The sequence below is a fragment of the Cyanobacterium sp. T60_A2020_053 genome, assembly GCA_015272165.1.
Lineage (GTDB): Bacteria > Cyanobacteriota > Cyanobacteriia > Cyanobacteriales > Cyanobacteriaceae > Cyanobacterium.
Window position 1 is genome coordinate 1 of sequence record JACYMF010000080.1, and the last position, 11,232, is coordinate 11,232.

12 protein-coding genes and 1 pseudogene are annotated in these 11,232 nt (G+C 39.3%); all 13 read left to right on the plus strand.

All coding sequences use genetic code 11. From position 1 onward, the window contains the following. The first annotated feature begins 364 nt into the window (after window positions 1-364). The 13 genes and pseudogenes from IGQ45_11050 to IGQ45_11110 all read left to right on the plus strand — a co-directional run bounded on the left by IGQ45_11050 (window position 365) and on the right by IGQ45_11110 (window position 11,131). Window positions 365-811, plus strand: a complete 447-nt coding sequence (locus IGQ45_11050) for an SRPBCC family protein (GenBank protein MBF2057726.1) — start codon at window positions 365-367, stop codon at window positions 809-811. A 67-nt stretch (window positions 812-878) separates the two neighbouring features. Further along, a pseudogene (locus tag IGQ45_11055) lies at window positions 879-1,240 on the plus strand (four helix bundle protein). 14 nt (window positions 1,241-1,254) lie between these two features. Continuing rightward, a complete protein-coding gene (gene queA / locus IGQ45_11060; protein ID MBF2057727.1) occupies window positions 1,255-2,334 on the plus strand; it encodes a tRNA preQ1(34) S-adenosylmethionine ribosyltransferase-isomerase QueA in 1,080 nt (359 codons plus the stop codon). A 602-nt stretch (window positions 2,335-2,936) separates the two neighbouring features. Next, on the plus strand, window positions 2,937-4,343 hold the full coding sequence (locus IGQ45_11065; protein ID MBF2057728.1) for a form I ribulose bisphosphate carboxylase large subunit: 1,407 nt from the start codon (window positions 2,937-2,939) through the stop codon (window positions 4,341-4,343). Window positions 4,344-4,499: 156 nt separating this feature from the next. After that, on the plus strand, window positions 4,500-4,904 hold the full coding sequence (locus IGQ45_11070; GenBank protein ID MBF2057729.1) for a chaperonin family protein RbcX: 405 nt from the start codon (window positions 4,500-4,502) through the stop codon (window positions 4,902-4,904). Between the two features lie 2 nt (window positions 4,905-4,906). Next, window positions 4,907-5,242, plus strand: a complete 336-nt coding sequence (locus IGQ45_11075) for a ribulose bisphosphate carboxylase small subunit (protein ID MBF2057730.1) — start codon at window positions 4,907-4,909, stop codon at window positions 5,240-5,242. Between the two features lie 363 nt (window positions 5,243-5,605). Then, window positions 5,606-5,917, plus strand: a complete 312-nt coding sequence (locus IGQ45_11080) for a BMC domain-containing protein (GenBank protein ID MBF2057731.1) — start codon at window positions 5,606-5,608, stop codon at window positions 5,915-5,917. A gap of 51 nt (window positions 5,918-5,968) precedes the next feature. Then, window positions 5,969-6,280 (plus strand): BMC domain-containing protein, encoded by a 312-nt coding sequence (locus IGQ45_11085; GenBank protein MBF2057732.1) that lies wholly within the window; start codon window positions 5,969-5,971, stop codon window positions 6,278-6,280. Window positions 6,281-6,329: 49 nt separating this feature from the next. After that, entirely contained in the window at window positions 6,330-6,668 is a 339-nt protein-coding gene (locus IGQ45_11090; protein ID MBF2057733.1) for a carbon dioxide-concentrating mechanism protein CcmK, read from the plus strand. Window positions 6,669-6,684: 16 nt separating this feature from the next. Continuing rightward, complete coding sequence (locus IGQ45_11095) at window positions 6,685-6,993, plus strand: EutN/CcmL family microcompartment protein (GenBank protein ID MBF2057734.1); 309 nt, start codon at window positions 6,685-6,687, stop codon at window positions 6,991-6,993. Between the two features lie 127 nt (window positions 6,994-7,120). Continuing rightward, window positions 7,121-9,094 (plus strand): ribulose bisphosphate carboxylase small subunit, encoded by a 1,974-nt coding sequence (locus IGQ45_11100; protein MBF2057735.1) that lies wholly within the window; start codon window positions 7,121-7,123, stop codon window positions 9,092-9,094. A 155-nt stretch (window positions 9,095-9,249) separates the two neighbouring features. Further along, on the plus strand, window positions 9,250-9,837 hold the full coding sequence (locus IGQ45_11105; GenBank protein ID MBF2057736.1) for a carbon dioxide concentrating mechanism protein: 588 nt from the start codon (window positions 9,250-9,252) through the stop codon (window positions 9,835-9,837). Between the two features lie 88 nt (window positions 9,838-9,925). After that, a complete protein-coding gene (locus tag IGQ45_11110) occupies window positions 9,926-11,131 on the plus strand; it encodes an AAA family ATPase (GenBank protein MBF2057737.1) in 1,206 nt (401 codons plus the stop codon). The last annotated feature ends 101 nt before the right edge of the window (window positions 11,132-11,232 follow it).

Below are 11,232 nucleotides of genomic sequence, written 5' to 3' on the forward strand. Positions count from 1 at the left end.
ACCGTAGGGCATACGGGAACATACGCTTGGGGAGATTTGCCCTCTTGGGCGATTGGTGCAAACCTGTCGTCTAACGGCGAGTCGGTGAACCAAGAATCCCCCACTATAACCCGTAGGGTTTAGTGGTGGGAGTGTCAATTGGTCATTTGATCAACTCTTTATCATCTCTTTAACTGCCATTGGCAAAGTAACAGTTGAAACTTTACTTCTTAACAGAGACAGGGTTATTAATATTCGTTCTGCTGATATATTAATAGGAAGACATCCTCCAGTAGATGATCCCATTCAATCAAGTTATTAATCTTACTAATTTGTAGTGTTACAATATTCCAGTAATTCTCCCAGAAATCCTTAACTACGAAGAATGTTAAAATTTTCCCACTCTAGTTTGATTAAAGCGCCCCTCACCGTAGTCTGGAATTTTCATCAAAGACAAGACGCTGTAGAATTATTAACTCCACCATGGCAACCGGTAAAAGTAGTCAGAAGAGAAGGTGGTTTGGATATTGGCGCAGAAACAGAATTTTTATTAATGTTTGGCTTGTTTGACGTGCGCTGGTTAGCGCGCCATGTAGAATATGAAGAGTATAAACTATTTACGGATCAACAAATTGAAGGGCCTATGAAACTATGGATTCATCGCCATCAATTTCAAGCAGAGGGTAATTACACCAGATTAACAGATAGTATTCAGTATGAAGTATGGGGAGAGCCATTAAGTGAGTTTTGCTTAGATTGGTGGATCAGCGCCCGTCTCCGTGATATGTTTACTTATCGTCATCACATTACCGCCCAATCTTGTGAGTTATGAATTATGAGTTATGAATTATGAGTTATGAATCATATGTAAATATAAATTATGAGAAAAAAATTAAACAATGGGTGTTCAAAATATACAGGAAAGAAGTTTAGAATTTAGTGTCAGAATTGTTAAACTTTGTAAGTTTTTAAGAGAAAATAGTGGAACTGGATATGATATAAGTAAACAATTAATAAGGTCTGGAACTTCAATCGGAGCAAATATTGCTGAGGCTCAAAGTGGACAGAGTAAAGCCGATTTATTAGTAAATTATCCATTGCTCAAAAAGAAGCCAGAGAAACAAATTATTGGTTAAAAATACTAATAGTGACTGAGCCTGATCTAAAAAATCGACTGGAATTATTATTAGATGAATCAAATCAGTTAATTGCTATTATTGGCACAATTATAATAAACACCAGAAAAAATCATAATTCATAACTCATAATTCATAAATGAATCCAGATTTACAACTATCCAATTACGATTACATTTTACCACCAGAATTAATCGCCCAAAACCCTGTTACTCCCCGAGATAGCTCTCGTTTGCTGGTAGTCAAACCCCATCAGGGTATTGATCATACTATTTTTTGTAATCTTCCCGAATTACTATTGCCCAATGATTTATTAATATTCAATAATACTAAAGTAATTCCAGCTCGATTATACGGAGAAAAAAGTACAGGCGCTTCAGTAGAAGTATTATTAGTAGAAGAAAAATCTCCCCTTTGTTGGTTAGCCTTAGTGAAACCGGGTAAGCGCTTTACCACTGATTCAGAAATCATTTTTCGAGACTCTACAGGTAAAATTAGATTAACTGCCACCGTCACAGGCAAAGATGATGCCACCGGAGGGCGCTTTTTACAATTTATCACCACTGACGGCGAATCTTTTTGGGATGTGCTAGATATTTTAGGTAATATTCCCTTTCCTCCCTATGTCACTGAATCAGAAGCATTAGATGAACAATATCAGACGATTTATGCCGAGAAGAAGGGCGCCATAGCAGCGCCCACCGCCGGTTTACATTTCACCGAAAATCTCTTTCAAGAATTAAGTCAAAGACAAGTTAAAACTGCTTTCATAACCCTTCATGTGGGTATCGGCACATTTCGCCCCGTGGAAGTGGAAGACATTTTAACCCACGAAATGCACCAAGAATGGATCGAAGTTGATGAAAATGTCATTAATCTTATTAAAACAACCAAAGAAAAAGGCGGTAGAGTTTTTGCCGTTGGTACAACAGTAGTACGAGCCTTAGAAGGTAGTTTTGCGGTGGAGGGCGCCCTTCACCCCTTCCGAGGTAAAACTGATTTATTTATTTATCCGGGATTCGAGTATCAGGTTATTGACGGTTTGATTACCAATTTTCATCTACCCAAATCTAGCTTATTGATGCTGGTGAGTGCGCTGATGGGCAGAGAAAGACTATTACAAATCTACCAAGAAGCTATCAAAGAAAAATATCGTTTCTATTCCTTTGGTGATGCCATGTTTATTCCTTTTTCCTCTTTCGACAAATCAAATCCTTAATACCTCAGTTCGATGCAAGAATGCCTGATAAGTGCATGTGTCAGGTGTAATGCTTATCAATTAAAGAATTAAACCAAATCGTTTTTTTTCATAAATTGCTCATTTGTATCAATGATTTTGGCTCTCCTACAGTAGTTATGACAAATTAATAAAAAATAATTAATGTACACTTTAATCGGTATGGCTTTGAGTATTTTTAAAATGCAATTATTATAAGTCAAGAGTTTAAATGTAACCTAATACCTAATACCTGCTACCTGACACCTTTACAGCCAAAAGCATAATTAAAACTTATAATTAATATTATTGAAAAATTAAATTATCTTTAAATGTAAAGAAATATATAAAAAATACTGTTTTGCCATTAAAGCTAGTAGGTAAAAAGACCTAGACAAGTTATAACTATAGGAATCTAAGATTAGTTAAATTAATCAAGAGTAGAAAAAAAATTAATATAAAAAAAATAAAATAACTAAAAAGATGATCCCCTTCGTGGTAGGATTGAAAGTCGAAAAAGCAAAAACTAGAAACTGACTTCTAAATTAAGAGGTTGTTAAAGATAAAGCTATAAAGAAAAATTATATATTTGGAGGATACCAAGAATGGCGCAAGCTGGATTTAAAGCTGGTGTTCAGGACTATCGTTTAACTTACTATACCCCTGACTACACCCCCAAGGATACGGACTTACTCGCTTGTTTCAGAATGACTCCCCAAGCAGGAGTTCCCCCCGAAGAGTGTGCAGCAGCAGTAGCAGCGGAATCTTCTACTGGTACTTGGACTACCGTATGGACTGACGGTTTAACCGATTTAGACCGTTACAAAGGCCGTTGTTACAATATTGAACCTGTAGCGGGTGAAGATAATCAATACTTTGTGTTTGTGGCTTACCCCATGGACTTATTTGAAGAAGGATCAATCACCAACGTTTTAACCTCTTTAGTCGGTAACGTATTTGGTTTCAAAGCCTTACGCGCCCTCCGTTTAGAGGATATTCGTTTCCCCGTTGCTTTAATCAAAACTTACCAAGGACCTCCCCACGGTATTACCGTTGAGCGTGACTTATTAAACAAATACGGTCGTCCTTTATTAGGTTGCACCATTAAACCTAAACTAGGTTTATCTGCTAAAAACTACGGTCGTGCGGTTTATGAATGTCTCCGTGGTGGTTTAGACTTCACCAAAGATGACGAAAACATCAACTCTCAACCCTTCATGCGTTGGAGAGACCGTTTCTTATTCGTTCAAGAAGCTGTAAAGAAAGCACAAGGTGAAACTAACGAAATTAAAGGTCACTATCTCAACGTTACTGCGGGTACTTGCGAAGAAATGCTCAAACGGGCTGAATTTGCTAAGTCGGTGGGCGCCCCCATCATTATGCACGATTTCTTCACTGGTGGTTTTACCGCCAACACTACCCTAGCTAAATGGTGTCGTGACAACGGTATCTTATTACACATTCACCGAGCCATGCACGCTGTAGTTGACCGTCAAAAAAACCATGGTATTCACTTCCGTGTTTTAGCCAAGTGTCTTCGTCTTTCTGGTGGTGACCACTTACACTCTGGTACTGTAGTTGGTAAATTGGAAGGAGATCGCGCTGTAACTTTAGGTTTCGTTGACTTAATGCGTGAAGACTATGTAGAAGAAGATCGCTCTCGTGGTGTATTCTTCACTCAAGATTATGCTTCTTTACCCGGTGTAATGCCCGTGGCTTCTGGTGGTATTCACGTTTGGCATATGCCAGCCCTTGTGGAAATCTTCGGTGATGATTCTTGTTTACAATTCGGTGGTGGTACTCTCGGACACCCTTGGGGTAATGCACCGGGTGCAACCGCTAACCGTGTAGCTTTAGAAGCCTGTGTTCAAGCTCGTAACGAAGGTCGTTCCCTAGCGCGCGAAGGTAATGATGTACTTCGTGAGGCTGGACGTTGGAGCCCTGAGTTAGCCGCAGCTCTTGAACTTTGGAAAGAAATTAAATTCGAGTTCGATACCGTTGATACTCTCTAAGTGGTCATTTTAATTAGGGATCGGTAAATCGTGCGCCCTCCACCTCTAAAAGGTCATTAGTGAACATAAATTCTATAACCATTAAGAATAATAAAATCATTAATGATGGTCGATGATAACCGGCTTACTGAAAACTGATTATTAAAACTCCTAACTATGACTTATAAACAAGTCGTTAAAGATACGGCGCGGGTAGTGCAAAATTATCTAACCTATCAAGCCGTCAAGCTGATCATCGAACAGTTAACAGAAACTAACCCGGGTTTAGCCATTTGGCTGAGAGAATTTTCAGCGCGCACCCCCTTCCAAGACAGCGATAACTATATCAATGAAATGATGAAGGAAAATAAAGAGTTAGTGTTACGAATTTTGACGGTAAGGAAAGAAATCGCCAAGAAAACCCTAGAGTTTTTGCCTGAGTTAGTGCAAACCAACATTGAGCAATCAAATATGGAACACCGCCGTTATCTTTTAGAGCGTTTAACTCAAACTAATTCATCTTCTGAAGATGAAATTAACCAAGACACAAAATCTAATCAACCAGACAACAAGGAAGAATAAAAATGCAAACTTTAGCTAAAGAGCGTCGTTACGAAACACTCTCCTACTTACCTCCTTTAACAGATCAGCAAATCGTCAAACAAGTACAATATTTATTAGACCAAGGATTTATTCCTGCGGTAGAATTTGAAAAAGACCCTTTACCTACCGATCACCACTGGACTTTGTGGAAATTACCTTTATTTAATGCCGTTTCTCCCCAAGAAGTATTAAATGAAGTGCGCGAGTGTAAAGGTCAATACTCTGACTCTTTTATTCGAGTTATTGCTTTTGATAACCTCAGACAGTGTCAGACTGTGAGCTTTATTGTTCACAAACCTAACTCTACCCGTTTCTAAGGGATTAGTTAAACCCAAATCAGGTGGAGGCAAAAATAGCCTCTGCCTTTTTTAATCATTTTACCTTTAAACCTCTTTACAAAACTTTAAAAAACAAGAAAAATTTTTGACATTCAAGAGTGATTAAAAATCATGAAGAAAGAGATTAATAAATATCATCATCTTTTATCTTGTCAAAGTTACCGCCCTTGTTTATGCTTATGATAGATAAAACTAAATATTGCTAAATTAATGTAGAATTAACTCTATAAATGAGCGTTAAATTCTTGTGGTTTAGTTATATCTTTATCTGAAAAATAGAGATTTCTCGTCAACAAGGATAGTATATTTGAACTACCTTATAAATAAAATCAAGGAGAAAAAATGTCCATTGCAGTAGGAATGATAGAAACCAAAGGGTTTCCAGCCGTAGTAGAAGCGGCAGACTCTATGGTAAAAGCAGCGCGCGTCACCCTAGTGGGTTACGAAAAAATTGGTAGCGGTCGTGTTACTGTGATCATCAGAGGTGATGTATCAGAAGTACAAGCATCCATCGCCGCTGGCATTGAGTGCGCTAATCGTGTCAATGGTGGAGAAGTGCTTTCTACCCATATCATTGCGCGCCCCCACGAAAACCTTGAATATGTACTGCCTATTCGCTATACCGAAGAAGTAGAACAATTTAGAAGTTACTAACATATTTTAATTAATTTGTCAACCATTTAGCTCTCAATAGTAATAAAAAAAATGTCCATTGCAGTAGGAATGATAGAAACCTTAGGGTTTCCAGCCGTAGTAGAAGCGGCAGACTCTATGGTAAAAGCAGCGCGCGTCACCCTAGTGGGTTACGAAAAAATTGGTAGCGGTCGTGTTACGGTTATTGTGCGTGGGGATGTATCAGAAGTACAAGCATCCATCGCCGCTGGGATTGAGGGCGCTAATCGTGTTAACGGTGGTCAAGTGCTTTCTACCCATATTATCGCTCGTCCTCACGAAAACCTCGAATACGTCTTACCTATTCGTTATACCGAAGAAGTAGAACAGTTCCGTAGTTATTAATAACTACTTTTAAGATAATTTCAGTTCAAATTAAAAAAAAGTAACGATTATGTCAATAGCAGTAGGAATGATTGAAACCTTGGGGTTTCCAGCCGTAGTAGAAGCCGCCGATGCCATGGTAAAAGCAGCGCGCGTCACCCTAGTGGGTTACGAAAAAATTGGTAGCGGTCGTGTTACGGTTATCGTGCGTGGGGATGTATCAGAAGTACAAGCCTCTATTTCCGCAGGCATTGAAAACGTGAAACGAGTTAATGGTGGTCAGGTGTTATCTCACCATATCATCGCTCGTCCTCACGAAAACCTCGAATATGTACTGCCTATTCGTTACACCGAAGAAGTAGAACAGTTCAGAGAAAGTATCAACCCTCGTCCTTTACGCAGACCATAATTAAAGGTTTAAAATAGTGCAAATAGCCCAAGTATGCGGTACTGTGGTCAGTAATCATAAATCCCGCACCCTCACGGGGGTAAAACTGTTATTAGTTCAGTTAATCGATGCTGATGGTCATCTTCTGCCTACTTATGAAGTAGCTGGAGATATTGTAGGCGCTGGATTAGGGGAGTGGGTACTGATTACTAGAGGTAGTGCCGCGCGGAAGGAAAGTGGACAAGAAGATCGCCCCGTAGATGCCATGGTTGTAGGTATTATTGATACGGTGACGGTAGCATCTGGTAAGCTATACAGCAAAAAAGATGAAGAAAGAATGTATTAAAATCTGTTCTTTATGTACTTTTCCTAAAAGGGTCTAAGATTTAGCAAATAGTCTGTTTAGCTAATGTTTGAGGGACTGGTTAACTTCTATTTGTCTTGATTGTTATTTAAAAAATTTGGAGGTTTTCATGCGCGTCCCAAAAATGGCAGCTCCTCCTACTCCTTGGTCAAAAGATTTGGCTGAACCGAGGGTGGATGATACTGCCTATGTTCACTCTTTTTCTAATCTCATTGGTGATGTAACGGTAGGTTCTCATGTAATGATCGCTCCGGGTACATCTATTCGTGCTGATGAAGGTACACCATTTTATATCGGTAATGATAGCAATATTCAAGATGGAGTGGTGATCCACGGTTTGGAAAAAGGTCGAGTTAGGGGTGACGATGGCAAGGATTACTCAGTATGGATCGGTAATGAAACTTGTATTACTCACTTATCTCTGATTCATGGACCAGCTTATGTGGGCAATAATTGTTTTATTGGTTTCCGCTCTACAGTTTTTAATGCACGGGTGGGTGATGGGTGTATCATCATGATGCACGTTTTGATTCAAGACGTGGAAATTCCGCCGGGTAAGTATATTCCTTCCGGGGCAATTATCACAAATCAGCAACAGGCTGATCGTCTTCCTGATGTACAACCAGAAGATCGGGAGTTTGCTTCCCATGTGGTTCATATTAATGAAGCTCTCGCCGAGGGTTATCTCTGCGCTCAGGATAATGCTTGTTTAACTAAATTTAAAACTGAGAGTAGTTCTACTTCGTCTCATCATAATAATAAAAATAATCATAGTTATCAATCCCCAACTGATATGAGTTTAAATACAGATATAGTAAATCAGGTTCGTTCTTTACTCCGTCAAGGTTATAAAATAGGCGTAGAATATGCCAGCGCCCGTCGCTTTAAAACTAAATCTTGGTTAACGGGTTCTATTCATGCTACCCAAGAAAATCAAGTTTTAGCTGAATTAGAAGGTTTCTTGCACCAACATCAGGGAGAGTATGTGCGTTTGGTGGGCGCTGATAATCAAGCTAAAACTAGAGTGGCGGAAGTTATTATCCAGCGCCCTTCAGACACGCCGGGACAACCCACTAGTATTAATATCACTTCGGCTTCTCCTGTTTTAAATGGCAAAAAGGTTGTTTCTGTTACCACAGGTGGTGGTGATGATATTACGGGACAAGTACGCAATTTGATTCAAAATGGTTATCAAATCGGTGTTGAACACGCTGACGTGCGCCGTTTTAAATCTAAGTCTTGGTTAACTGCGCCGAGTATTACCACTAATTCCCCTAACGAAGCCATTAAAATTTTACAAGGCTATTTACAAGAATTTGCCGGGGAATATGTTCGTATGATTGGAGTTGATCCAGTAGCGAAAGTCAGACTTTCTCAAACCATTATCCAGCGCCCGGGAGAAACCGCCACGACTTCTGGTAATGGTAGTTACAGCGCCCCTCGCCCTAGTAATGGCGGATCGGTTAGTAGTAGTTTGAGTGCTGATGCTTTACAACAGGTAAAAGCCTTGTTAGCTCAGGGTTATAAAATCGGTACTGAACACGCTACCGTGCGCCGTTTTAAATCTAAATCTTGGCAAAGTTGTTCTCCTATTAATAGCACTAACGAAAGGGAAGTTATTAGCGCCCTTGAGGGTTGTATGCGAGATCATACTGGGGAGTATGTACGCCTTATTGGTATTGATACCAATGCCAAGCGCCGAGTTTTAGAAATGATGATTCAGCGTCCGGGAGATACCCCCACCGCTCAAACTGTTACTACTCCTAGTGATAGCAGTAATGTGGCAGTAAGTAATGGTCGTAATGGTCATACTGTTAGCAGTCGTTTAGGAGATGAGGTCATTAGCCAATTACGTTCTTTATTATCTCAAGGTTACAAGATTGGGACTGAACACGCTGACCTGCGCCGTTTTAAATCTAAATCTTGGCAAAGCTGTTCCCCTATTCAAGCCACCCGTGAACCTGAGGTAATCAGCGCTCTTGAGGCTTGTTTAAAAGATCATGATGGGGAGTACGTGCGCCTCATCGGCATTGATAGCAACGCTAAAAGACGGGTATTAGAGAAGATTATCCAGCGCCCGTAGTTGAGGCAGAGGAGCAGAGGAAGCAGGGCAGCAGAGGAAGCAGAGGAAGCAGAGGGAGCAGAGGAAGCAGAGGAAGATCATAAATTTCCACCCTTTCCACCCCTTCCACCCTTTCCACCCTTCCACCCTTCCACCCTTTCCACTAAAAACTCCGAATGTCATTACCCATTTTGCAACCAACTATCAACACAATTCAAATTAGGGGCGATGTGCGCATTGCGGAGGGCGCTATTGTTGCTGATGGGGTTATTCTGAATGCACCTCAAAATTCTACTATCATCATTCATGCTGGAGTTTGCTTAGGTATGGGTACAATTATTACCGCCTATCCTGACTCTACCATCGAGATCAAACAAAATACGATTGTGGGCGCTGGTTGTCTCATTTTTGGACAATGTACCATCGGCACTCAAGTTTCTCTTGGTGCTTGTGTAACGATTTACAATACAAGTATTGATAATTTAGCTGTTATACCCAGTGGTATAGTAAAGGGTGATTCTTCTCGTGAATATTCGGAGAATCAAATATCTACCCCGAAACAACCAGAAAGTAAGCCTTTAGTGGAAGATGTTTGGGGTGAGGAGGTTTCAGCGCCCGTTGCCCCGTCAAAAGAGGCAGTATTAGAGCAAGAAGAAGATTTAAGAGAGCAAAAAGTAGAGCCTAAGTCTGATGCGGTAGTAGGTCAAGTTTATATTAATCGTTTACTATTAACTTTATTTCCTGAAAAAAATAACCCTTTATAATTTAAGTTTTACCTAATTTAGATAAAAATTAAGAAATTTGTAAAGCGATGCCTACTTTTTCATTTGGATGTTTGTCAAAGAAACAAATATGTTGAATAAATCAATTCCTAGAATCGAAAATTTAAAAGTACAAAATTATCGAGCATTGCATAACCTAGAGTTAAAAAATATTACCCCTCTAACTGTTTTTTTAGGTCCTAATGGTAGTGGAAAGTCAACTATATTTGATGTTTTTGCTTTTTTATCAGAATGTTTTACCGAAAGTTTGCGCAAAGCATGGGATAGACGAGGGAGATTTCGAGAATTACGCACCAGAGGTAGTAATGAACCAATCATCATTGAAATTAAATATAGAGAAAGAAACGACTATCCCTTAATTACCTATCATTTAGCCATTGACGAAAAAAATAATCGTCCTTTCATTAGCGAAGAATGGTTACACTGGCGTAGGGGTAGTCACGGTAAACCCTTTCGTTTTTTGGATTTTAAAAAAGGTCAAGGACAAGTAGTTAGTGGAGAAATGCCAGATGATCAAGATGAACGAATTTTTGAACAGTTAGAATCTCCTGAATTTATTGCTGTCAACACCTTAGGACAATTTGCTAAACATCCTAGAGTTAGCGCTTTAAGAAAATTTATTACCAGTTGGTATTTATCATATTTAACGGCGGATAATACTCGCACCCAACCAGACGCAGGCGCACAAGAAAGACTATCTCCCACAGGAGACAATTTACCTAATGTGATTCAATACCTCAAAGAAGATCATCCTCAAAGATTAGAGCATATTCTACATAGTCTTTCTCATCGTATCCCCCGACTAGAAAAAGTGGAAGCCTCAATTATGCCGAATGGACAACTTTTATTACAGATCAAAGATGCACCGTTTAAAGAACCAATTTTGGGAAAATTTGCTTCTGATGGAACATTAAAAATGTTAGCTTATTTGACTGTTTTATATGATCCTTTTCCTCCTCAATTAATTGGAATTGAAGAGCCTGAAAATCACCTTCATCCTCGCTTACTCCCTGAACTCTCTGAAGAATGTCGCTCGGCATCTAGCAGTAGTCAGTTGATGGTAACAAGTCATTCTCCTTTTTTTATTGACTGTTTAAGACCTGAAGAATTGTGGGTATTATATAGAGATAAAAAAGGTTTTACTCAGGCTAAAAATACAGCTAATATGAGAGGGATTAAAGAGTTTTTAAATAATGGTGCAACTTTGGGGGATTTATGGATGGAGGACTATTTTGAAGTAGGCAATCCTTTAAAAAATTCAGGGTTACCTGATTAATTTATCTTGAAATGTGAGTGAAAGACCCCCGTTGAATTTCTCAACAAAAAAAATACCCACTGAAATCAACGGGGGATGTAAACGAACCAACAAAAAAATCG

Excerpts from the sequence above, each read along its gene's own strand:
- IGQ45_11070 (MBF2057729.1), top strand. The coding sequence starts at position 4,500 with ATGACTTATAAACAAGTCGTTAAAGATACGGCGCGGGTAGTGCAAAAT.
- IGQ45_11065 (MBF2057728.1), top strand. The coding sequence starts at position 2,937 with ATGGCGCAAGCTGGATTTAAAGCTGGTGTTCAGGACTATCGTTTAACT.
- IGQ45_11090 (MBF2057733.1), top strand. The coding sequence starts at position 6,330 with ATGTCAATAGCAGTAGGAATGATTGAAACCTTGGGGTTTCCAGCCGTA.
- IGQ45_11110 (MBF2057737.1), top strand. The coding sequence starts at position 9,926 with ATGTTGAATAAATCAATTCCTAGAATCGAAAATTTAAAAGTACAAAAT.
- IGQ45_11100 (MBF2057735.1), top strand. The coding sequence starts at position 7,121 with ATGCGCGTCCCAAAAATGGCAGCTCCTCCTACTCCTTGGTCAAAAGAT.
- queA (MBF2057727.1), top strand. The coding sequence starts at position 1,255 with ATGAATCCAGATTTACAACTATCCAATTACGATTACATTTTACCACCA.
- IGQ45_11080 (MBF2057731.1), top strand. The coding sequence starts at position 5,606 with ATGTCCATTGCAGTAGGAATGATAGAAACCAAAGGGTTTCCAGCCGTA.
- IGQ45_11050 (MBF2057726.1), top strand. The coding sequence starts at position 365 with ATGTTAAAATTTTCCCACTCTAGTTTGATTAAAGCGCCCCTCACCGTA.
- IGQ45_11075 (MBF2057730.1), top strand. The coding sequence starts at position 4,907 with ATGCAAACTTTAGCTAAAGAGCGTCGTTACGAAACACTCTCCTACTTA.
- IGQ45_11105 (MBF2057736.1), top strand. The coding sequence starts at position 9,250 with ATGTCATTACCCATTTTGCAACCAACTATCAACACAATTCAAATTAGG.
- IGQ45_11085 (MBF2057732.1), top strand. The coding sequence starts at position 5,969 with ATGTCCATTGCAGTAGGAATGATAGAAACCTTAGGGTTTCCAGCCGTA.